Source organism: Bifidobacterium sp. W8112, from assembly GCF_016101425.1.
Lineage (GTDB): Bacteria > Actinomycetota > Actinomycetes > Actinomycetales > Bifidobacteriaceae > Bombiscardovia > Bombiscardovia apousia.
On sequence record NZ_JACFQN010000001.1, the window covers coordinates 163,994 to 186,443 of the forward strand.

At 65.2% G+C, this 22,450-nt stretch carries 20 protein-coding genes; 12 read left to right on the forward strand and 8 right to left on the reverse strand.

Annotated elements, in window-relative coordinates; genetic code table 11:
• The first annotated feature begins 21 nt into the window (after window positions 1-21).
• Together H3T92_RS00685 and H3T92_RS00690 are read left to right on the forward strand one after the other, a co-directional pair.
• Entirely contained in the window at window positions 22-897 is an 876-nt protein-coding gene (locus tag H3T92_RS00685) for an ABC transporter ATP-binding protein (protein WP_144085686.1), read from the forward strand.
• Window positions 894-1,721 (forward strand): metal ABC transporter permease, encoded by an 828-nt coding sequence (locus H3T92_RS00690; RefSeq protein WP_045924561.1) that lies wholly within the window; start codon window positions 894-896, stop codon window positions 1,719-1,721. The genes H3T92_RS00685 and H3T92_RS00690 overlap by 4 nt, the downstream gene beginning before the upstream one ends.
• Window positions 1,722-1,727: 6 nt before the next feature.
• Here the strand turns inward: H3T92_RS00690 and H3T92_RS00695 are convergent, their stop codons facing one another.
• Together H3T92_RS00695 and H3T92_RS00700 are read right to left on the reverse strand one after the other, a co-directional pair.
• On the reverse strand, window positions 1,728-2,207 hold the full coding sequence (locus tag H3T92_RS00695) for a 2-C-methyl-D-erythritol 2,4-cyclodiphosphate synthase (RefSeq protein WP_144085687.1): 480 nt from the start codon (window positions 2,205-2,207) through the stop codon (window positions 1,728-1,730).
• 14 nt (window positions 2,208-2,221) lie between these two features.
• On the reverse strand, window positions 2,222-2,842 hold the full coding sequence (locus H3T92_RS00700; protein WP_024627346.1) for a CarD family transcriptional regulator: 621 nt from the start codon (window positions 2,840-2,842) through the stop codon (window positions 2,222-2,224).
• A gap of 224 nt (window positions 2,843-3,066) precedes the next feature.
• Between H3T92_RS00700 and H3T92_RS00705 the strand changes: the two genes are divergently transcribed.
• The 4 genes from H3T92_RS00705 to H3T92_RS00720 all read left to right on the forward strand — a co-directional run bounded on the left by H3T92_RS00705 (window position 3,067) and on the right by H3T92_RS00720 (window position 6,990).
• The gene (locus H3T92_RS00705) at window positions 3,067-3,804 is read left to right on the forward strand and encodes a response regulator transcription factor (RefSeq protein WP_101432493.1); all 738 of its coding nucleotides are present in this window, start codon (window positions 3,067-3,069) and stop codon (window positions 3,802-3,804) included.
• Window positions 3,805-3,822: 18 nt separating this feature from the next.
• Complete coding sequence (locus H3T92_RS00710; RefSeq protein WP_144085688.1) at window positions 3,823-4,953, forward strand: sensor histidine kinase; 1,131 nt, start codon at window positions 3,823-3,825, stop codon at window positions 4,951-4,953.
• Between the two features lie 70 nt (window positions 4,954-5,023).
• Window positions 5,024-5,641, forward strand: a complete 618-nt coding sequence (locus tag H3T92_RS00715; protein WP_144085689.1) for a LexA family protein — start codon at window positions 5,024-5,026, stop codon at window positions 5,639-5,641.
• Window positions 5,638-6,990, forward strand: coding sequence for a Y-family DNA polymerase (locus H3T92_RS00720; RefSeq protein WP_144085690.1), 1,353 nt, complete (start codon window positions 5,638-5,640; stop codon window positions 6,988-6,990). The genes H3T92_RS00715 and H3T92_RS00720 overlap by 4 nt, the downstream gene beginning before the upstream one ends.
• Here the strand turns inward: H3T92_RS00720 and H3T92_RS00725 are convergent.
• Both H3T92_RS00725 and H3T92_RS00730 read right to left on the reverse strand, forming a co-directional pair.
• Entirely contained in the window at window positions 6,987-7,679 is a 693-nt protein-coding gene (locus tag H3T92_RS00725) for a ComF family protein (protein ID WP_186279407.1), read from the reverse strand. The two genes, H3T92_RS00720 and H3T92_RS00725, sit on opposite strands and share 4 nt — an antisense overlap.
• A 160-nt stretch (window positions 7,680-7,839) precedes the next feature.
• A complete protein-coding gene (locus H3T92_RS00730) occupies window positions 7,840-8,679 on the reverse strand; it encodes an HAD-IIB family hydrolase (RefSeq protein WP_415873702.1) in 840 nt (279 codons plus the stop codon).
• Window positions 8,680-8,744: 65 nt separating this feature from the next.
• On the opposite strand from H3T92_RS00730, the gene H3T92_RS00735 reads away from it, so the two are divergent.
• The gene (locus H3T92_RS00735) at window positions 8,745-9,179 is read left to right on the forward strand and encodes a metallopeptidase family protein (RefSeq protein ID WP_144085692.1); all 435 of its coding nucleotides are present in this window, start codon (window positions 8,745-8,747) and stop codon (window positions 9,177-9,179) included.
• A gap of 10 nt (window positions 9,180-9,189) precedes the next feature.
• Here H3T92_RS00735 and H3T92_RS00740 read toward each other — a convergent pair whose 3' ends face one another.
• Genes H3T92_RS00740 through H3T92_RS00750 form a run of 3 tightly spaced genes read right to left on the reverse strand, consistent with a single transcriptional unit; the run spans window position 9,190 to window position 14,166 of the window.
• A complete protein-coding gene (locus H3T92_RS00740; RefSeq protein ID WP_144085693.1) occupies window positions 9,190-10,713 on the reverse strand; it encodes a DUF5719 family protein in 1,524 nt (507 codons plus the stop codon).
• Window positions 10,710-13,850, reverse strand: coding sequence for a glycosyltransferase (locus tag H3T92_RS00745; protein WP_198189232.1), 3,141 nt, complete (start codon window positions 13,848-13,850; stop codon window positions 10,710-10,712). Before H3T92_RS00745 ends, H3T92_RS00740 begins: the two co-directional genes overlap by 4 nt.
• A gap of 58 nt (window positions 13,851-13,908) precedes the next feature.
• The gene (locus H3T92_RS00750) at window positions 13,909-14,166 is read right to left on the reverse strand and encodes a WhiB family transcriptional regulator (protein ID WP_144085695.1); all 258 of its coding nucleotides are present in this window, start codon (window positions 14,164-14,166) and stop codon (window positions 13,909-13,911) included.
• Between the two features lie 304 nt (window positions 14,167-14,470).
• Here H3T92_RS00750 and H3T92_RS00755 point away from each other — a divergent pair, with 304 nt between their 5' ends.
• The 4 genes from H3T92_RS00755 to H3T92_RS00770 all read left to right on the forward strand — a co-directional run bounded on the left by H3T92_RS00755 (window position 14,471) and on the right by H3T92_RS00770 (window position 19,662).
• The gene (locus H3T92_RS00755; RefSeq protein ID WP_144085696.1) at window positions 14,471-15,925 is read left to right on the forward strand and encodes an LCP family protein; all 1,455 of its coding nucleotides are present in this window, start codon (window positions 14,471-14,473) and stop codon (window positions 15,923-15,925) included.
• A gap of 125 nt (window positions 15,926-16,050) precedes the next feature.
• Window positions 16,051-17,238, forward strand: coding sequence for an LCP family protein (locus H3T92_RS00760; protein ID WP_144085697.1), 1,188 nt, complete (start codon window positions 16,051-16,053; stop codon window positions 17,236-17,238).
• 94 nt (window positions 17,239-17,332) lie between these two features.
• Window positions 17,333-19,306 (forward strand): FtsK/SpoIIIE domain-containing protein, encoded by a 1,974-nt coding sequence (locus H3T92_RS00765; RefSeq protein ID WP_198189233.1) that lies wholly within the window; start codon window positions 17,333-17,335, stop codon window positions 19,304-19,306.
• Window positions 19,307-19,383: 77 nt separating this feature from the next.
• Window positions 19,384-19,662: a WhiB family transcriptional regulator gene (locus H3T92_RS00770; RefSeq protein ID WP_015021978.1), complete on the forward strand. Its 279-nt coding sequence runs from the start codon at window positions 19,384-19,386 to the stop codon at window positions 19,660-19,662.
• A gap of 80 nt (window positions 19,663-19,742) precedes the next feature.
• Here the strand turns inward: H3T92_RS00770 and H3T92_RS00775 are convergent, their stop codons facing one another.
• Window positions 19,743-21,230: a sensor histidine kinase gene (locus H3T92_RS00775; RefSeq protein ID WP_144085699.1), complete on the reverse strand. Its 1,488-nt coding sequence runs from the start codon at window positions 21,228-21,230 to the stop codon at window positions 19,743-19,745.
• 169 nt (window positions 21,231-21,399) lie between these two features.
• Here H3T92_RS00775 and trhA point away from each other — a divergent pair, with 169 nt between their 5' ends.
• Entirely contained in the window at window positions 21,400-22,320 is a 921-nt protein-coding gene (gene trhA, locus H3T92_RS00780; RefSeq protein ID WP_144085700.1) for a PAQR family membrane homeostasis protein TrhA, read from the forward strand.
• Window positions 22,321-22,450 lie beyond the last annotated feature (130 nt).

The window sequence follows — 22,450 nt, forward strand, 5'->3', positions numbered from 1 at the left end:
GCCCTTGCAGGAAAGGAAGCCATGGATACGGACACGGACAGCACATCCACGCAGGCCTGCATCGTCTTCGACCATGCCGCCATCCGCCGATCCGGGCGGCTGATCTGGTCTGAAGGAACCTTCGCCATCCCCTCGGGAACCGTGACCGCCATCGTAGGCACCAACGGCACGGGCAAGACCAGCATGATGCAGGCCGAACTGGGTCTGCTCCCCCTGGACGCCGGCAGTCTGCAGGTCCTGGGGCAAGCGGCCGGCCAGGCCAACGACCGCATCGGCTACGTACCCCAGAGCTACACCTCGGATATCGACTCCAACCTGACCGCCGAGCAATCCGTCCTGCTGGGACTGACCGGCACCCGGTTCGGCATTCACCCCGTCACCCGGCAGGACCGCGAGCGCGCCAGAGAGGCCATGCGCTTCGTCGGCGTGGAGGACAGGGCCCACCTGCGCTTGTCCCAGCTCTCCGGCGGTCTGCGACAGCGGGTGGCCATCGCCCAGGCCCTGGTCTGCGATCCTGATCTGCTCATGCTTGACGAGCCCCTGGCCAATCTGGACCTGGCCGGGCAGCGCGCCACCGTCCACCTGCTGGCCCAGCTCAACAGCCGTCTGGGCATGTCCATCCAGGTGGTGGCCCACGACCTGAACATGCTGCTGCCTGTGCTGACCGGGGCGGTCTACCTGCTGGACGGGCACCCTCATTACGCCCGCATGGACGACGTGCTGGACTCGGACCTGCTCACCCACCTCTACGGCACCAAGGTGGAGGTGGTCACCACTCCCCAGGGGGACATGTTCGTGGCCCCCGACATGGACGAGCCGATCGGACCCGTCCACAATCGCTACCAACCCAGCCAGGTGGCCCGCCTGCACGGGACGGACCGGGAAAGGAACTCATGACCACGCCAGTCTTCGACCCCCATTGGACGGAGATCCTCGCCGCCCCCTTCATGCGCAATGCCATGGTGGCCGGATTGTGCATCGCCGTGGCCGCCGGAGCCATGGGCTACTTCACCATCGCCAGACATTCCACCTTCGCCGCCCACGCCCTGGCCCACATCGGTCTGCCCGGGGCCACAGGGGCCGTCCTGCTGGGGCTGCCGGTCTCTGCCGGCATGGGCCTGTTCGCCCTGGGCGGGGCGCTGGTCATCGGAGCCCTGGGCAAGCGGGCCTCCCAGCGGGAGATCGCCACGGGCACGGTCCTGGCCTTCGCCACCGGCCTGGGGCTCTTCTTCGCCAGGATGTCCAGTTCGGCCTCCCAGCAGATGCAGGCCATCCTCTTCGGATCCATCCTGACCATCACCCGGGGCCAGGTCGTTGGCTTCATCATCTTCGATGCAATCCTGCTGATCCTGCTGGCCCTGATCTACCGGCCCCTGCTCTTCAGCTCCCTGGATGAGCAGGTGGCCCAGGCCCGTGGCGTGCCCATCGGGCTGATGAACCTGACCTTCATGGCCATCATGGCCGGGGTCATCACCATCGCCGTGCCGGCAGTGGGAACCCTGCTCATCTTCGCCCTGGTCGTCACCCCGGCGGCCACGGCCAACATCCTGGTGGCCTCTCCCCTGCGGGCCATGCTCCTGTCGGGACTGATCTGCCTGGCTTCCATCTGGGGAGGCCTGGTGATTTCGGCCATGGTTCCCGCTCCTCCAAGCTTCGTCATCGTGACCCTGTCCACCCTCTTCTGGGCTCTGGCCAAGGGGTGGGCGGCCCTGCGCGCCTGATGCCGGTCAGTCCACCATGGCGGTGGCCATGACGGCGATGCCCTCGTCGTGACCGGTGAAACCCATGCCATCGGTAGTGGTAGCGGTCAACCGAACCGGTGCACCAACAGCCTGGCTCATGGCCTGCTGGGCCAGGTGACGACGGGAGGAAATTCTGGGACGCTGTCCGACGATGACCAGGGAGGCGTTGAGCAGCCTGCGACCGTGCCCATGCAGGCAGTCCATGGTCTTTGCCAGCATGTCCGCCCCATGCATGCCCGCTCCGGGGGACTGTGATCCCAGGCCGAACAGGGTGCCGATATCGCCCAGATCGGCGGATGACAGGATGGCATCAATCAGGGCATGGGCGGCGGCATCGCCATCAGAATCGCCCAACAGGCCAGGAGTTCCATCATTCCAGGACAGGCAGGCCAGCCAGAGAGGACGCTCACCGGTTGGATCAAAGCGATGGGCGTCAAAGCCCAGTCCAATGCTTGGATGGCCCATGACCGGATCCGGTCTCAGCGCTTGGCCTTGGTCTTGCCCTTGCCCTTGGTCTTGGCGGCCTCCTGGGCCACCCGCGCCAGGGTCTTGGAAGCCGGCTCCTTGGGGGACTTGGTATGGTGCTTGTCGTCGCCGGGCATGGGCTCCGCATAGCCCAGGTTGACGTCCAGCAGACGCTGGGCCTCGTCCTCGTCCAGCTTCTCTGACAGGGCGATCTCGGAGGTCAGGATCTTGCGGGCCTTGATCAGCATCCGCTTCTCGCCCGCCGACAGCCCGTGCTCGTCCACGTCACGCTGGGAGAGGTCGCGCACCACCTCGGCGATCTTGTTGACCTCGCCGGTGGCGATCTTCTCCACGTTCAGCTTGTAGCGGCGGGACCAGTTCATCTCCTTCTCCTCCACCACCGGGGTGCGCAGGATCTCGAAGACCTTGGCCACCGCCTTGGCGTCGACGATGTCTCTGACGCCCACCTTGGCCGCGTTCTCGACGGGGACGTTGATGACCAGCCCGTCCGAGGAGAGCACGGACAGCTGCAGGTACTTGCGGGTGACGCCCTTGACGGTCCGTTCGGTGATGGCGTCCACCCTGGCGGCCCCATGACGCGGATAGACGACCATGTCACCGACCTTGTAACCCATATGCCCTCCAGAACGAGTCGAGAAAATACCATATAATAATGCCATTGCGCATGGACTTGTTGATGGGCGCCCTGGGACGACGCGATTCTCCGCGAGCACACTTCCCCTGGAGGCTCTGAAGACTATTCTGGAAGAAACGACGGTGGTGGAACGAATGCCGACAAGGCTCCACCCCGCATGACGAGCATCGTTTTGCGGATCAGTGATCGAAGACAGAGGTAGGCATGATCAGAAACACAAGCCGCTACACTACACCCAGCACCATCCTGGTGGTTGAGGACGAACCCACCCTGGCCACTGCCATAGCCCAGCGCATCACCGCCGAAGGGTGGACGGCCCGGGTGGCATCGGACGGTGCCAGCGCCGTGCAGGCCGCCTCCCAGATCAAGCCCGACCTGGTCATCATGGACATCATGCTGCCCGTCATGGACGGACTGGAGGCCACCAAGCGGATCGTGGCCGAGCGGCCGGTGCCGGTGCTGATTCTGACCGCCCGGGACGACGAGGCCGACAAGGTGACCGGTCTGGGCGCCGGCGCCGACGACTACATGACCAAGCCCTTCTCCATGCGCGAGCTGATCGCCCGCTGCAAGGCCCTCCTGCGCCGGGTGGAGCGGGCCAAGGTCATCGCCAAGAACTCCGAGAACGAGAAGGTGCTGGACTTCGGATCCCTGGTCATCGACCCGGCCCAGCGCATCGTGACCCTGCGCGGGGAGCAGATCCACCTGACCCCCACCGAATTCGACCTGCTGGCCACGCTGGCCCGTCGGCCCAAGTCCGTGCTCACCCGCGAAAAGCTGCTGGAGGAGGTCTGGGACTGGGTGGATGCCTCGGGCACCAGGACGGTGGACTCCCACGTCAAGGCCCTGCGCCACAAGCTGGGTTCGCAGATGATCCGCACCGTGCATGGCGTGGGCTACGCCTTCGAGCCGCCCGAGGATCAGGATCAGGACCAGCGGTAGCAGCCGCGGATGCACGCCATGAGCAAGGACGGCAAAAGCCGGCGCAAGGGGCCCAGTCTGAGTGCGCGGGTGGACCGCGAACGGCCCATTGGATCCTTCGCCTCATTGAAGGTGGAGCTGAGTGTCCTGATCATCATCTCCACAGCCATCGCCTTCGTCATGGCCTGGTTCCTGCTGAAGATGGGCTGGAGCGGCTGGATCGCCATGCCGCTGACCCTGGTGGTGGCCCTGGGGATCACCTACTTCTTCTCCCGAGGGCTCACCGCTCCCCTGCGGCAGATGCGGGATGCGGCGGAGGCCATGGCCGACGGTGACTATACGGTCCGGGTCCACGCCACCACGACCAGCCATGACGAGGTCGGGCTCCTGGCCCAGTCCTTCAACGAGATGGCCGAGGAGCTCCAGCACGCCGACCAGATGCGCCGGGACATGGTGGCCAATGTCAGCCACGAGCTGCGCACCCCCGTCTCGGCCCTGCAGGCCATGGTGGAGAACATGGCGGACGGGGTGACCGAGCCCACGCCAGCCAACCTGGAGGGGATCCTGGAGCAGACCCACCGCCTGTCCGACCTGATCGCCTTCCTGCTGGACCTGTCGAGGATGGAGGCCGGGGCCGCCAGCCTGCAGATCGAGGACTTCGACTTCGGGGACTTCATCGACGAGACCCTCCAGCCCCTGGCCATAGCCGACGCCGGGCACGCTCACGACATCCAGGTGGACCTGGAGAAGGGCCTGAGAATGGAGGGCGACCAGGACCGGCTGCGTCAGCTTTTCACCAACGTCATCAGCAACGCCCTGAAGCACTCGGCCGACGGCACCACGGTGCTGATCCAGGCCCACGAGGACCGGCAGCAGGAGACCATAGTCACCAACGTGGTCAACTTCGGCTCGCAGATACCCCCCGAGGCCCGTACCGATATCTTCCGGCGCTTCGTCAAGGGCAAGGCCGGCCCGGGCACGGAGTCAGGCGGCACCGGGCTGGGGCTGTCCATCGCCCGCTGGGCGGCCCAGTTGCATGGAGGCCAGGTGCAGGTGGTGGACGATCCGCGCGGAGCGGACTTCGAGATCACCCTGCCCAGATATCACCGCGACCCCGACGAGGATGAGGGGGACGGGGACGGCTCCGGCGGGCCCGACGCGCCGCATTGACGGGGAGGCGCACTTCGGCTCATAATGAAATCGAACATTTGTTCGAATGCCATCGAGTTCGAGGTGTGCCATGGTCGCTACCATCCATGGGTCGCCGGAGGCGGCCCCTGCTTCCCTGCCGGAGTGCCGGGTCGATGCCCTGAGTCCCTTCCGAGGGCACCCCAGCCCTGTCCCCCAGGCCCTGGAGGCCGTCCACGCCGGCTTCCCCTCAGTGGCCCAGGACTACTTCAGCGGCGACTTCAGCTTCGACCAGAACGTCATCGTCCACCCCGACTCCACCTTCATCATCCATGTGGCCGGCGATTCCATGACCGGAGCCGGCATCTTCGACGGGGACCTGTTGGTGGTCGACCGGTCACTGGAGCCACGCGAGGGGGACATCGTCATCGCCATCCTGGACGACGAGCTGCTGGTCAAGCGGCTGGCCAGACGCAAGGGACGGACCATGCTGCGGGCCGAGAACCCCGACTACCCCGACTTCCTGCCCCAGGAGGGCGAGGAACTAGTCATCTGGGGGGTGGTCATCGGCAACTACCACTGGCAGCGGGTGGACACCAAGGGCGAATCCCGGAGCGGCTCTCCCCTGCCCCAGGTCACCTATCCCGGACATACCCCGCACGGACGCAGGCGCACGGGAAGCCAGGGCCGGAAACCCGCCTATCCTTCCACGGGCTGGGGGTCGGCATGAGCGCGCAGAGACCGGCCCAGCCGGCACCCGGGACCGCTCTGACAGGCCGGGTGGTCCTGGCTGATGCCAACTCTTTCTTTGCCTCATGTGAGGCCGTCTTCGACCCCTCCCTGGCTGATCGCCCGGTGGTTGTGCTGTCCAACAACGACGGCTGCGTGGTGGCCCGCAACCGCCCGGCCAAGGCCCTGGGCATCACCAACGGCACACCCTGGTTCACCATTCGCGACCGGGCCCTGCAGGACGGGGTGGTGGCCCGCAGCTCCAACTATGAGCTCTATGCCAGCCTCTCAAGGCGCATGATGGCCATCATGGCCCATTTCCTGCCCAACCAGGAGATCTACTCCATCGACGAGTGCTTCATGGACAGCATCTGGAACGACAAGCGCACCGTCGAGATCTGCCGGGAGCTGCGCGCCGCGGTCCTGCGATGCACCGGCATTCCCGTCAGCGTGGGTGTGGCGCCTACCAAGACCCTGGCCAAGGTGGCCAACCACTGGGCCAAGGACCATCCCTCGACCGAGGGGATCACCCTCTGGAGCCAGGTGGAGTCCCAGTATGGCGACAAGGCTCTGGCATCAGTGCCCATCGACCAGGTCTGGGGAGTGGGCCGACGGCTGACCGGCAGGCTCATGGGCATGGGCATCACCACCGCCCTGGATCTGCGCGATGCCGATCCCTCCCTGATCCGGCATCGGTTCTCCGTCATGCTGCAGCGCACCGTCCTGGAGTTGAGGGGACGACCCTGCATCGAGCCCGAGGCGGATGCCGCCAGGGGCGTGCGCACCGATCAGATTCTGTGCTCGCGCATGTTCTCCCACCCCATTGAGGGCTACGCCACCCTGGCCCAGGCGCTGAGCATCTACGCCCAGAAGGCCTGCCGCCGTCTGCGTCGACAGCACGGCCTGTGCGGCAGGGTGCGGGTCTTCTGCTCCACCAGCCCCTATGCGCCCCAGCAGTTCTGCTCAGCTGGCCGGACCGTCGTCCTGGAGGATCCCAGCGACGACCCGCTGGTCATCGCCGGCGCAGCCAGCCGGGCGCTCAAGGGCCGAGTGGATCCCCACGCCCGCTGGATCCGGGCCGGGGTGGTTCTGCTGGACCTGACCGATGCCGACCACTTCCACACCTTGGAAGGACTGGACGCAGCCCGGGACACCCATGGTCTGGGGGACGTCCTGGAGGACGCCACCCGTCGTTTCGGCCCCTTCCGCGTGGGCGTAGGCTACGGAGGCATCCGCGGCCAGGGCCGGGGCGACGAGGATACGGGGGCCGACTGGGCCATGAACCGGGGCATGCTCTCCCCCAGGGCCACCACTCGCTGGGACGAGATGGCCGTGGCCCAGGCCCGCTAGCGGTCCTCATGGCCTGGAGGAACGGCCGCCAGAGCCAGGGCAGCCAGCGGCAGGGCGCCCACCGTCTCCAGGGCTCGAGCGCACTGGCGGATGGTGGATCCCGTGGTGATGATGTCGTCCACCACCAAGACAGGATGACCGGCCAGCCGTGAGGGATCCGCAACCGCAATCCGGCCTGCCAGCCGATGCGAGCGGTTCCGACGGCCGCCCGCCTGAACAGACTTGGTTCTCACGGAGTTCATGATCAGAGCCGATTCCACCTGGGCAGCCAGACCATGCCGCTGCAGGGCCTGGGCCAGGGACAGGAGGATCGGCTGCAGATGAACCCTCCCCCGCCTTCGCAGAGAGGCGAGGGAGGAGGGGGCGGGAACCACCAGAATGGCCCTGGCAGGCTTGGGCCGGAGCAGAGGATCGATCAGCCTGGACAGGGCTGGAGCCAGATCGGCCATGACCTGGCCCAGCGGCCTGTCCAAGGGCCGGTTGTCATGATCCTTCCAGGACAGAATGATCCGCCTGACAGCTCCGCGATATGGAGCGCAGGCCAGGGCCAGACCTGTGGCATAGGCGGGGGCGGGCCTCGACAGGGGCCGGAAGAGCAAGGATCTGCAACTGGGGCAGAGCAGAAGGTCAGGGCGGTCACAGCCGGCGCAGGCTCGAGGAGCCACCAGGTCCAGGGCCGAGTCCGCCATGGCTGAGGCGACAGCACAAGCAGCCTGACGGAGTCGATCAAATGCCAATGAAGGGTTGCGCATACCGCCCAGCCAACCCCAATACGCAGAGGATAGGCAAGCAGATCAGGGCCATGTGCATGAACATGCTGTCTGTTCACAGAATAGACTGCGGACAGGTTCAGACCAGATCGGCCTCCATGGCCTGAATCAGGTCCAGGGCATCGGCCGGATCGTGCACACGCAGAGCCATGGCCCCCGCCAGGGCCGCCGGATAATCGTTGCCGTCAGGATCCATCCGGTCGCCCACGAAAGCGATATCGCCGACATTCACACCCAGTATCCTGGCCAGGGAGGTCACGGCGTAGGCCTTGTCAATGCCCTTGGCCGAGATGTCCACGCTAGTGGAGCCGCCTGAACGCACCTGCAGGTTGGGCAGATCGGCGGCCACGGCCCGGGCCAGGGCATCCTTGCGGCTGTTGTCCGGATCCCAGGCCTCCTTGGCTTCTACGGGGGCCTGCTGACCCAGGGCGGAGAAGGTTATCTGGCTGCCGCGATCCTCGATGCGCGGCCCCCAGACCTGCTCCTCCCAGTCGCCCAGCTGCTTGGCCCTGCGCTCCAGGCTGGCCTCGGCGGCCTGCCGGTCCTGGGCGCTCAGGTCGTGGGCGTAGACGCAATCCCAGCTTCCATCCTGCCAGCGGTAGTAGCGGGTGCCGCTGGTGGGCATCAGATGCAGTTGGCCGAAACGGGTATCGTCAGGCAGGGCATCCAGCACCTGGTCGCGGAACTGGCTGAACCGCCCGCCAGAGACGATGGCTACGGGCCGAAGCCGGGTCAGGGCGGCGAAATGGACGGCCATGGTCTGATCCATGCGGGTCTTGGACAGCGCCAGGGTATTGTCCAGATCGAAGGCCAAGACCCGTGCCCGTGCGCAGATGGACCCTATGTCTTGGCTGCCCCACCAGGCCACGCTCACCGCACCGTCCTCCGCCATGATTGCTCCCATCCGCTTGTCGATCATCGCTCCATGCTACAAGACACCCTGAATCGAAACTGTCACTGAGCTGAGGGGCTAAGGTGAGTGTCATGATCAACGATCAGCCGCCTTGGTCCCGCAGCGTCTATCGGGACAGTCATGGCCGGGGGATTCGTCGTCCCACCTTCGGCACCCGCCTGCCCCGCTATCGCACCAGGTGCGGGATCTTCGACGATCTGACCGCGGCCCAGATCCGGCGGCTGGGCGCCGGCTGGCCCCAACTGGTCAAGCCTGTTCAATTCGCGGTCGAGGACGTGCCGCCCTCCGACCCCACCCCTTGGGAGGACAGGGCTGACCTCTTCTCACGCAGTTTCCCGGCAGGTCGCGGCATCCCCGCCAGAATCGTCCTCTACCGGCTGCCCATCCAGAGCAAGACCCGAGACCGCACCGAGCTGGAGCTGATGATCCGCGACGAACTGGTCCTGCAACTGGCAGACCTTTACGGGCGCGACCCCGAAGAAATCGACCCCATGTGGGGACGCTGACAGCGGACGTTCAGGGCAGGGCAGTGAAGTCGGGGCCGGAGCGGATCAGCGTGGTGGCAGGCATGAGCCCGTCAGGAGCCATGACGGCCAGACCGGCCAGGCCAGCCTGGTTGACCGCGTCCACGCTCAGGCGAGCATTCCAGATCAGTCGGGAGGAACCATGCCCGGAATCCTCGTTCAGCCGCACAGCGGCCACCTGGTCGCCCAGATCGCGGGCTGAAAGCTCATGGGCCCGACCCGGCTCAACAGTCAGTGAGCGCTCATCCAATTTTTTGCCCTTCTCATCGAACCCGACCAGTTCGGCCTTGATCGGCTCCGTCGATGGGTTGACCAGGGTCAGCGCAGCCTGGGCAGGCTGGGATATGGTCAGGGCCGAGGAGGCGGCAGCAGTACCCGCAGGAATGAGCGCCAGGTCGGACTGCGACTGATCCTGGCTGCCCTGGCCGGTCACCTGCAGGACCGCGCGGACAGGCTGGTCGGCATGCACCTGCAGAGCCAGCTTGCCATCAGGCACGCCGCCCAAGTCCACCGCAGTGGCCCTGGAACCCTGCAAATCCACCCGCCGCAAGGATTCCCGACCATCTTCATCCATCCAGGACAACTCCACCGCAGTGGCCTTGGAACCTTGCAGAAGCAGGGTGGCCTGGTCTGCCCCGCGCAGGCCGGGAATAACCAGATCACGGCCGGGTGCCGGCAGGGCTGTGACCTGATCTGACCCGCGTGGATCGAGTCCAGCCATGACATTGACCGAGACCGACATGGCCACTGGCGCCTGGGAGCTGCGAGCCCGGACATAGATGGCCTGCTGTCCGGGAGCCGCCGCAGACAGGTCATATGAGGCATGGCCGCCAGGCGCTACAGTCATGGTGTTCCCGGTCTCCAAGGACAGGTTGCCGGAGGAATGCGAACCCTGGATCTCAAGACTGATCACCGTAGCCTTGGATGACGGGTTGTAGGCCACCAGCCGCTGTGTGGACCCTCGGCCGGTGGCGGGCAACAGGAAGTCGGCATCCATGACGGCCCGAGGGCAGGCCGACGCCTGAATCCCTCGCAGATCGCCCTTGGTGGCCCACGAGACCATGCCGACAGCCGCCCCCGTGCCCGGCTGGGACTTGAGCATCCGGGAATCGAAGGCCGTGGCCGAGGCGCCTGGATCGAGCGATGCAGCCATGGTCTTCTGCCCGTCCAAGAGATCGGGATCAGCCATCACGGTGCGTCGCCCGCCGCCAAGCGGGGTCAGGCTGGCACTGCCGATGGCTCCAAAGGCGGCGGCTGTGACACGGGCGCTCAGATCGCCCTCCGAGGCCTTGAACTGGTCATCGCCGACTTTGTCCTCATCCGCTACCGTCATGCGAGCCGGGCAGTAGGACGCTGCCTCACGTTGGCTGACCCGGGTGGCAACGACTGCCGAGCCCTGGGCCCCGTCGGCCAAGGAGGCCGGAGGCGTCCATACCGTCAGAACAGCAATCAAAACCGCCACCAGAGGCGCCGTGACCAGAGCAGCCACCAGGGATCCCTTGCTTCGTGCACTCATAGTTGCTCCCCTCCAAAGTAGCCAGGACGCGGCAGAGCCACCAGGCAGTATCCCAGCAGGACCAAGCCCAGGGTCCAGAGCCAGACCCTCCTCCAGGTGCTGGCCGCCGCCTGACGGGCCCCGGCCATGTTGACCCCCACATCCCTGCCGGATTGCGAGCTCAACCGGAAATAGGTTCCCTGGGCACTGGTCGCCACCTGCTGGGCGCCATCGCTGGCGGTGATGTTGGATACCAGGTCATCGTTGGGCGTGGATCCCATGCCGCCTGCACCAGAATGGTCGGCAGGCACATAGATTCCTCCGAAGCCCAGGCCGGATACAGCCGCTACAGCCTTGGAGTCGGCATTGGCCATCAGAGCCGCCGCCGAACGCGAGAGGACATCCTGACCGGCCATCTTCCCGCCGTTCACCATCTGGGCGCGCAGGGCAGGCGAGGCATCGATCAGCTCGCCTCGTGAGGTGTGCAGACCCGTGTAGGCCACGCGGCCGTGTGAGGGCGAGGTCAGCACCAGCACCCGGTGGGACGGATCCTTGTTCAGATAGTCCACCGCCACTGCCGGAAGCTGCCGGTCATCAGCGGACAGGGGTCCTCCGACTGGCGCCGCCAGACCAGCCGCTGCCACGCCTGCCGTGACCAGGGTCAGGATCAAACCCAGCAGGAGCCTGAAAATCCGTCCTCCGCCATCAGCCGCAGCTGCAGAGGTTGAAGAGGACTGCGCAGGAGACAGGGGCGGACGATCACCATCGCCGTCTGGATCCTGATCGTGCCCGGGAGCAAGAGGCGAGAAGGGACGGACGGCCCGGCCAGCCAGGAGGCCCAGACAAGCCAGCAGTCCCATGAGTGCAAGCATCACGCCGGGCAGGACCGAACCGGCCACTGGACCGGTCTCGTCCAAGCCGGTGCAGACCGCCTGGGAGATCAGCGCCAGAATCAGGCCCAGCAGAACGGTAATCCAAAGAATCCTGGCAGTCTTGAGCGCCCGAGGCACAACCAAGGCGATAAAGGCCAGCAGGGCCACCACCAGCAGAGCGCAGGCCAGGGTGGTCGGGCGCCAGAGCTCAGGTCGCCACCTGAGGGGCCATTGGGCCGAAACGTCCAGGTCCAGCAGGCGGGCCAGCAGTTGCCCCAGGCTCCCGGTTCCGGGCTGACCGGTCAGGCCCGTCGAGGGGATCATAAGATCTGCGAAAAGCTGTCTCCAAAGCCCTTGATGAGCATGGTGCAAGGAATTGACCAGGGTGGGCGCCAGGGCCAGCGCCGAGGGCAGCGGCACCAGGAGCAGCATGACCCGATGGGAGGGCACCAGGCAGATCGCCATAATGAAGAGCGGAATCATGGCCAGCATGAGCTGAGGTTCGGCAGCCAGGACCGGCAGGAAGCAGATAGAGGCCAGAGCCGCCTGCTGCACCGAAGCCTTGGGATGCACGGGAGCCTCGGTCTGATACAGCCCCACAGCCTTGAAAACAAAAGCGAAGGCGGCAGGCATGAAGGCCATGACCGTCAGCATGGGCAGCTGCAGGCCATCCACTATGCCCAAGGCGAATGCCAGACAAGCCCAGAGCAACCCCAGCAGGACGCGGATGGGATTGGACCTGGTGACCACGCCGGCCAGAGCCCAGAAAGACAGAGCGGCCAGCCCCGTCTCCGCCAGGAGCATCAGAGCCATGGCTTGGGATACATGACCTCCGGTCAGCAGCGCGAAGGGCAGGAGCACCAGGAGGAAGGGGGCAGGAACTGCGGGCTGTCCCACGCCTCCGGCCATGGACCAGGAGGTGGTGGCCGCCGTCAGCAGCCGGGACCAATCGGCTCCTGAGGAGGGCAGGGAGGGCGCGTGGATGGCCCCTCCCGAGAAGACGGCGCGGCAGAGGGGCCAATGGGTGACCACCAAGGCCGCCAGAACCGCCAGGGTCATCCCTGAAGCCCAGGCCAGGCGACGCAGAAACTGCTGACGCAGATGAGCCAGGGCCAGGTGGCTGAGCATGGGATGCTCCCGCTGATCATGAAAGGCCTGCCTGCGCTGCCGCCACTGCCGGATCTGCTGGCTGTTGGCCTGAAGAATGTCCAACCGGCGGGGGCTGCCATGGCAGGCGGAGGTCAGACGGCGGCGCATGGTCAGCAGCGCTGCAGGCCGAGCCAGGATCCGCCAGGGCGCGCACAGACGGCAGAGGGCCCTGTAGGGCCGCTTGCCCATAAGATCAACCGCCATGAACCACACTGCCGCCAGAACTCGCCAGAGCCAGACCAGCAGCCACCAGGGCAGGGCAAAATCGGTCAGCAGGTAGCGTTCCCGAGCCAGTATGGGCCCCATGGAGGCATCCAAAGGGTGGTCGGGCTGCACCGCCCGCCCGTTCCGATCACGCAACCCGCTCATACGGGCGCAGGCATGGGCCATCCGGGCGCTGGGCACGATTACCACCCGTCCCCCTGACAGGCAGATACGGCGGCAGAGATCGTCGGCCTGACCGAAAGTGCCAGCCCAGGCGCCTGGTCCGCCCAAGTCCTTCATGGTCTGCATGGGCACCAGGGCGCCGGCCAGGCTCACCGCGAAGACATCCTGACGCGCGTCATACTGCTGCTGGTCGGGTTCGCTGTCCACCACCAGGCTCACCGTTCGGTGATGGTAGGCATACCGACCCACGTCACGCAGCCCCTCGCCCTGCCAGTCATACTGCTTGGCACCCAGCAGGGAGGCGGTGGGATTGCTGTGCCAGGTGTCCACCAGCTCGTCCAGGCAGTGAGTATCCAGAGGACGGCAGTCGTCGTGCAGAAGCCAAAGAGCGCGGATCCGACCAGGCAGGCGGGCATAGCCAAGCGCCTTGTCCAAGGCATCGCCGAAGGAGGAGGCACCGCGCGCGCGAACCACCTGCACTTCCACCCGCGCGGGCCCATCCACCGGAAACTGCGCATAGAGAGGCTCTGCAGTAGACCCCGAACAGTCCGCGATGACCAGGACCCGCGGCAAGAGGCTCTGCCGCAAGAGGGCACGCAGGGTGTCCTGCAGGTAGGTCAGATCATGCTCGACCGTGATCACCGCCGCCACGGCATCCTCCACATGAGGACTGGCGGCGGGCGAACATTCGTTCATGACTGCAGAGAGGACCTGCCGGACATCCTGGGCTTGAGGCGCGACGAAACTCATACGTTCCAGTCTACGCAAACCAGGTCACCGAATGCCTCGCTCGGGCATCTGCGGCGATTCAGACTTGATGCTGCGCGCGCATCCTCTTCTTGTAACGGCGGCGCTCCCGTTCACTCATGCCACCCCAGATGCCGAAGCGCTCGTCGTGCTCGACGGCCCAGTCCAGGCACTGCTTGCGGACGGTGCAGTCGGCGCAGACCCTCTTGGCCTCCTGGGTGGAGCCTCCCTTGCCCGGGAAGAATGCTTCCGGGTCGGTCTGCGCGCAGAGCGCCTCGCTTCGCCAGGATGGTCCGACGTTGACTTCGAACCACTGCATCAGCGGCGTCAACCTGTTTTTAGTTGTACTGCTATACCGAGTGTCAACAAATCCACTCATAGCGACCCCCCAGTCCCTAGTGTGTTTACACACTTTTATTACAGCTGCTGCAGGGGTCTTCTGTCAACCCCTAAATATCTGCGAGCGCAACTGAGCAACACATGGAGGGAGCCGTATCGCCCGAAGAGGAGCTGCGGATGGGGGTCAGACTATACTATGACTGGTTCAAGCACGCTTCACCGCCATCCCGGTTCTTCCCGCCGGAATGAGCCCTACAGCGACAGCCGATGAGGAAGGCATACCATTGACGTCCCCAACCAGAAAGATGGGTCTGCCCAACATCAAGGCGGGCAGGAACGGCAAGCCCCAGCACAGTGATGGGTTTCGCAGCAGCCACCGTCTGCGCACGGGCATCTGCCTGGCCCTTACCTTCGTTCTCTGCTTCGTGGCCTCGACAGTGGCGGCCTTCTGGACCGACATCAACGGTCACATGCACGTGCTCGAGCCCGTCAGCCTGACTCAAGCCCACAAGGCCCCGGAAGACATCTACAAGGGCAAAACCCTGAACGTCCTGGTGCTGGGCCAGGACACCCGGGACGGCGAGGGCAATGCCGAGGTGGGCGGCAGCGGTGACGGCCTGGAAGAGAACCACCAGTCGGACACGGCCATGGTGGTCCAGATCGCCGCCGACCGCTCCTATGTGAATGTGGTCTCCATCCCCAGGGACTCCATCGTGAACGCCCCGGCCTGCACCACCAGCAAGGGGGAGACCATCCCGGCCCGCCGCCAGGTCATGTTCAACTCCATCTTCGCCGAGGGCTACAACCAGGGCGGCGATGCGAATTCGGCCGCCAGCTGCTCCATGGCGGCGGTCCGCTCCCTGACCGGCCTGGACATTCAGCAGTTTGTGGTGGCTGACTTCAACGGCCTCAAGTCCATCATCGACGCCCTGGGCGGGGTCGACGTGTGCATCCCCAAGGACACCTGGGACGGCTACACCGGCATCAACCTGAAGCGCGGCCTGCAGCATCTGGACGGAACCCAGGCCACCGAGTACGCTCGCATGCGCCACGGAACCGGCGCCGACGGGTCGGATATCATGCGCACCACCCGCCAGCAGTACCTGATCAAGAGCTTGGTCAACGAGGCCAAGACCGTCAACATCTATTCCGATCTGCCCAAGGCCTACCGTCTGGCCACCACCTCCATGTCCACCCTGCAGCTGAGCGAGGGGCTGGGCAGCTTCCAGACCCTGCTGGGCCTGGGCAATTCGCTCAAGCACATAGACACCACGCATATCTACGCCCGAACCATACCTGTCGAAGAATGGTCCCAGGACAGCAACCGGGTGGTGTGGACGGACGAGGCCGAAACCATCTGGCATCTGCTGCGCGAGGGCAAGCCTTTGACCCAGGCCAATGAGGCTGCAGAGTCAGCTTCCTCATCAGGCAACCAGGCCGGCAATGGTCAGGATGCCCAGAACGCCCAAAACTCACAGAGTGCCGCTCAGACGGCTGGCAACGGCTCTGACACAGGGGACGGCACCCAATCCCCATCTGCATCCGCCGCCGCTGCTCCCAAACCCGATCCACGCACTGGACTTATCACCATGCCCGACAAGACCCTGGTCGATCCGAACACGGGCGGGACCGTCGATCCGGACGACGGAACCATCAAGGATGCAAATACCGGACAGTACATCGGCATGGCGGACCGCTACCTGTTTGCTACGGTCTGTGCGGTTCCGGCGCAGAGATAGCCGATTAAGCCCCTCTGGGTCGTTCAGGCATGCTATTGCTTACCTAGTCGGCCATAGCTACGGAGGTTAAGGGTATGCGGACTGGATCAGACCAAGGCGGACAAGGGCAGGAGCCTCCTAGCTTCATGCCTTCCGGGCATCACCGTCCCTCGGCCGACCCCCAAACCCCGGGTACCGGGGCTAGACACAGCCGCAGCCAGACGCCTCCCAGCTTCTCCCCCTCTGCCGGGGCCGGACATCAGAAAGCCCGACGCACCAGCGGCTCCTCGAAAACCACACCCAGACCAGCGGCTGCAGCTGCACCTGTTGAATACCACCGGAACAAGGGCCATAACCGCGACATGCGGAACGGCACGGCTCTCGTCCGCAGACATCCCTTGCGCAGGTTCGTGGCCATTCTGTTGCTGGTCCTGCTGCTGGCACTGGCTGTACTGGCAGGTGGGGGATGGTTCTGGATCAATGGCAAGCTCACCCGCGACAGAATGCTGACCGATGCCCCTGGCTCAGAAGCCACCACCTGGCTCCTGCTGGGATCGGACCAGCGCGACGGATCGCCGGGGGCAGGACAGGACACCAGCATCACCGGCTTCCGCACCGACACCATCCTGGTGCTGACCAAGCCCCGGCACGGGGCCGCCTCCTTGATTTCAGTCCCCCGGGATTCCCTGGTCAAGCAGGATGGGGAGTACATGAAGATCAACGCCGTGGCCTACACATCGGGCTACCGGGCCCTGACCGGCCAGATCGAGGACATCACCGGTCATAAGGTCGATCATGTGGCCCTGATCCGTTTCGGAGGCCTCAGCAAGGTAGTCGACGCCCTGGGCGGCGTCAGGCTTTGCTATGACGCAGACGTCAACGACCCCAACTCAGGCATGGTATGGTCCCGCGGCTGCCATCAGGCTGACGGTGGCATGGCCCTGGCCTTCACCCGCATGCGCTACTCGGATCCCAAGGGAGACTTTGGGCGTGCCGAACGCCAGCGTCAGGCCATCTCGGCCATCAGCGCCAAGGCCCTGCAGCCCTCTGTCATGCTCAACCCGTCCAGGGCCGGCAAGGTCCTTTCGTCAGGGCTGGATGCCCTGGTGGTGGATGAGCGGGCCAACCCCATAGACCTTATGCACATGGTCCTGGCCTTCCGCAGCGCCAGCAGCAGCAATGGGGTCACCGGAAGCGTCTACTGGACAGATCCCGACTACTACCCGGGCGGGGGCATCGGTTCCACCGTCCTGCTGGATCAAGCCCGCAACACCGACCTGTTCAACCAACTGGCCCAGGGCAGTCATGCCGCTGGAACGGTCGGCGGCATGTAGCGCCCGCTTTGCGCCCATCGCCAATCCCTTCCACATTTGACCACACGGCAGGTCCGCTCTAGCGCTCCTGCGTCGGGCGTCTCATGCTGAAGGCATGATCAAGGCCAATTCATCAGCACCTGTATTCCCCAAGTCCGCAGCTGGGCCGACAGTCCCGAGCAATGCTGCAGGCGGCAATCGGCACGCCGCCGGCACCAAAGAGGGGAAGGCCAAAAGGGGAAGCGCCCAGGTCATGCTCACCCTGGTTGCACAGACGGCTCCGGCCCTGGCCCAGGCGGGCATGATCTGGTACGTAGTCTGCCAGGGCCGCTGGATCTTGCTCCTCCTCCTGCTGCCCAGCCTGACAGGCACCCTGGCCATGGTGCTTCTGAGCCTGCTGCGAATGCATCGCCGGTCATCGTCCGCTCCGCCGGCAGGCGCTCAATCGGCATACGGCACAGTATCGGATCGTGCATCCCTCTCGACAACTACAGAGAACGAGACCTTGCAGGACCTGGCTAAACTGGCCTCTGACCCCGGCCCTCAGCTCGAGTCCCGGCTCTTGGAATCAGGGCCTTCGGGATCGCAAGGTCCGCCCTGGCAGGGCATCGTCCACGCATGGCTTGCCGCATCAGGAACGTCGGCACCGGCAGTCATCGGCATCCGGCCAGATCTTGGTCCGCTGGTCATCGATCTGCCCCGCGACGGACCCCACGCCTTGGTGGCAGGCACCACCGGTTCGGGCAAATCGGTCTTCCTGCAGACCTGGTGTCTGGCCCTGGCCGCCAGCCAGCCGCCAGACCGGCTCAATCTGGTCCTGCTGGACTTCAAGGGTGGCGCCGGCTTCGGCCTCTTGGCCCGACTGCCGCACACCGTGGGCTGCGTGACCAATTTGGACCTGGAACGGGCCGTACGCGCGCTGAACGGCCTTCAGCGGGAGTTGGAGCGCCGCCAGCGCCTAGTCGCCAGAGCGGGGGTTGAGGACACTGCACGTATGGCCGATCCACCAGCGCGCCTGGTGGTGGTGATTGACGAGTTCCAGGCCCTGCGCCAACTTCTGCCTGACTACCTGGATAGGCTGACCTCGCTGGCCTCTCAGGGCAGATCCCTGGGCATGAACCTGGTGGCCTGCACCCAGCAGACCATGGGGCAGGTCAGCGCCCAGATGCGTGCCAACATGAACTTGGGCATCTGTCTGCGAGTGCGGGACCCCCTGCAGTCCAGGGAGCTGCTGGGCTCCTCCTGTGCTACGGCGATCGACCCTGCCTGTCCAGGTCTGGGCTTCCTGGAGCAGGGCCGGGGCTTGCAAGCCTTCCGCACCTGCCCAGCAGCTGACCCGCAGGCCCTGGTGGGCCAGATCATCAAGGCCAGTCGCTTTTGCGGCAGCCGACCGCCGGCACCGCTCTTCTCCCCTCCCCTGCCAGAGCATGATCCGGCCTGCGGACAGGTCCTCTGGCAGTCGGGACAGCCCCAGGTACCTCTGGGACATATGGACGACGGGGTTCTGCTCCATCTCTATCGCCTGCCGCTCAAGGGTCATACGGCCCTGATCGGGCCTCGAGGACGGGGCAAGAGCACCCTGCTGGCCCTGCTGGCTCGTTCCCTGCTCACCCTGATGAAGCCAGGAGCCCGACCAGAGCCGGGCTTCGACCTGCGCATCACGCGTCGAACAGGTCACGGCTACAGCAGTCGGGAATTTCCCGGCACAGTGCCGTCACCGCCTCATGGCCGTCAGGACGGCAGCCGTGCATTGATCTGGATTCTTGACGACGCCCAGGATCTGCTGGATCCGCTTTGTCAGGATCCTCTGGCCCCTCTTCTGCAGGAGGCTCTGGGACAGGAGGCCACCACGGTGATCCTGGCTGTGGATACGGCCAGCGCCCTGCGCAGACCCGAGCGTTTCAGCCGCCGTCTGGTGTTCCCCTGCGGCGAACGGGGGGCCGATCTGGCTGCTGGCATCCCCGCTGATCAGCTGGCCACCCTCCCCACCCGGCCCAGTGCCATTCCCGGACGGTGTCTGGTCCTGGAGGCGGGTCTCGCCATTCCGCTACAGGTGTTCTCTTTAGCCGTAAAACAAACGAACCCTTGAAAAAAGTCACCCATCGTGCTTATCTTGCATAGGGTAGTGATAAAGTATCGATAAAAACTTCTTGGAGGCTTAGGTAGATGAGTAATGCGTTTGATTGGCGCGCTAAGGCTGCTTGCCGTGACAAGGACCCTGAGCTGTTCTTCCCCGTCGGCAACACAGGTGCAGCCTATCAGCAGATCGAGGAGGCCAAGGCCGTGTGCCGGACCTGCAAGGTCATTGACGCCTGTCTGAAGTGCGCGCTGGACACCAACCAGGATTACGGCGTCTGGGGCGGACTGAGCGAGGACGAACGCAGGGCTCTCAAGCGCAGGGCCATGCGTGCGCGCAGGTCCCAGGCCATGCAGATGCAGTCCTGACACCTTCCCGATGGCGCAAAACAGCAAGGGGCGACGGCTTGATGCCGTCGCCCCTTGCTTTGCCTAAAAGGAGCCAGGCGTCACACGTCCTGGGCCACGCGCAGCTTGATGTTGATGACCACCCGGGTGCCGCCATCCCGGCGGGGCTCCCACTTGACCGTGCCGCCGAAGTCGTTGGTGACGAAGGTGTTGATGATCTGCGTGCCCAGCCCGGACCCGGTGGAACGGGCCTGGCCCTGATCCGACTCCGTGCTGTAGCCGTTGCCGTCATCCTCGACCACCACATTGAGGTTGTTGCCGCCCCGGCCCACCGATATGGTGATATGCCCTTCGTCACGGCCCTCAAAGCCGTGCTCGACCGCGTTGTTGACCAGTTCGGTCAGCACCAGCGACAGGGGTGTGGCATCCTGGGCGGGCATCATCCCGAACTTGCCCACGTATGAGATGGTGATGTGCTGGTCGCTGGTGGTGGCCAGATCCACGCTCATCTTCAGCAGGTTGGCGATCACCTTGTCGAAGTCCACAATCTCATCGGCGGTCTGGCTGAGGCCTTCATGAACCACAGCGATGGTCTGGACGCGTCGCTGGGCCTCTTCCAGCTCCTTGCGGACCTCGTCGGACTTGGTGCGCCTTGCCTGCAGCCGCAGCAGGGCCGACACGGCCTGGAGGTTGTTCTTGACCCGGTGGTGGATCTCGGAGATGGTGGCATCCTTGGTCTGCAGCTCCTTCTCCCGGCGGCGCAGCTCGGTCACATCCCGGCAGAGCACGATGGCGCCAATCCTGCCCTGTTTGCCATACAGGGGCAGGGAGCGCATGGAGACGGCAGACCCGTTGGCGTCCAGCTCCGAGTCCACGGCTGCCTTGCCCGTCAGGACCAGTGGCAGGGAATCGGGCACGGGATCGTTCTCCTTGAGCAGGGAGGTGCCGATCTCGCTCAAATACTGGCCGATCATGGTCTCCACTGAGCCCAGCCTGCGGAAACAGCTGATGGCGTTGGGCGAGGCGTACCGCACCACGCCGCTTGACGTCAGCACAAAGAAACCGTCGGCCACCCTGGCGTTGTGCCGTTGGTTGAGCACTGAATCCGCATAGGGAAACTCGCCGCGGGTGATCATCTCAAAGAGCTCCTTGCCCGCGTTGATGCTCTCGCTCTCGTAGCGGCCGTTGGACTCGCGGGTGGCCATGTTGGTCTCGCGGACCACCAGACCCAGGGTTCTGCCCTGGTGCCTGATAGGAGCATAGACGTCGCAGACCGTGGCACGGCCGATGGTGCGCAGCTTGGTGGACCGCAGCACCCCCTTGGACTGCATGGCCGCCTCCAGTTCCCCGCGCTGATCCGCCGGGAAGTGCTCCCCCACCACGTCTTCGGTGCGCAGGGACATGACCGTGGAGGGCCGGCACTGCTCGGCCACGGTGAACTCCCCCTCGCCGGTGCGCAGGAGGAGCAGCAGGTCTGCAAAGCTCAGATCGGCGATGACCTGCCAGTCGGCCACCAGGTGGTGAAGCCACTCGCGGTCCTCCTCATTGCAGTCGTCGCAGGATGCCAGAATCTCGGAAAAATCAGCCATGCCCTCCATCATACAAAGGGCCCTCGGAAGCAGGCAGGCGGGTCATGCCAAGGGCGATGATGGCATGCGCGTCCCATACACAGGTCTAGGGTAGGGTGGTTCACGGATGTTTCGCCCCCGGCAACCGAACCCGACAGGTCCGGACCAGTCAAGGGGCCAAGGGAGGGCCATGGCAACCAGGACCAGCGAGGACGGCAGACCGTCCGAGGATCAGGAGGTCGATCCCGATCTCGAACGCCGCCGTCAGCAGCGCCGCCAGGAGCTGACCTACCTGCGCCGGGATGCGGAGGTGGCCCACGAGGCCCATCTGCAGGCCAGGGCCGACGCGGTGCGTGCCAAGGCCAAGGCCAAGGCTGCGCGGATCATGGCCAAGGCTGAGATCAAGGCCTCGCGAATCGAGGGCATCCCCGACATGGAGATCGAGCGCAAGGTCCGTCTGGATGTCCACGGCCGCCCCAAGCCCATGCTGCGCGGCTGGATTCACGCCGTGGCCGCCCCCCTGGCCCTGGCCGCCGGCATCGTGCTGATCTGCCTGGCCCACGGCACTGGGCTCAAGCTGGCCTGCGCGGTCTTCATGGTCGCCTCACTGGCCCTCTTCGGCAACTCCGCCCTCTATCATCTGGGCGACTGGACCCCGGGGACCACGGACGTGCTGCGCCGTCTGGATCACGTCAACATCTTCCTGCTCATCGCGGGCACCTACACGCCGATCTCCTTCGCCCTGGACCCCTTCTGGCGGCGGATCATCATCCTGGGCATGTGGGGGGCCAGCCTGGTGGCCATGATCGTCCACGTCTTCTGGATCGAGGCTCCCCGCTGGCTCTACACCTTGGTCTACGTGGTCTTCGGAGTCTCGGGCGTGGGCTTTCTGAAGCTCTTCTGGGACTCCCCCATGGCCGGTCCGCCGGTGGTGTGGCTGATCGTGGCCGGCGGCCTGGCCTACATCCTCGGGGCAATTGTCTACGGCCTGCGACGGCCGGACCCCTGGCCACGCGTCTTCGGCTTCCATGAGATCTTCCACTGCGGGACGGTCATCGGCTACGCCTGCCATATCGTAGCCATCTACCTGGTGGTCTGCAATCTGCGCTGAACACATCACCAACCTGGCGGTCTGTTCATCACACACCATCCGACAAGAACCATAGAAGAAGCCGCTCTCCGTCGACTATGGCGGGAAGCGGCTTCATTCAGGCCGGGCTGGGACGGTGAGGGGTCGTCCC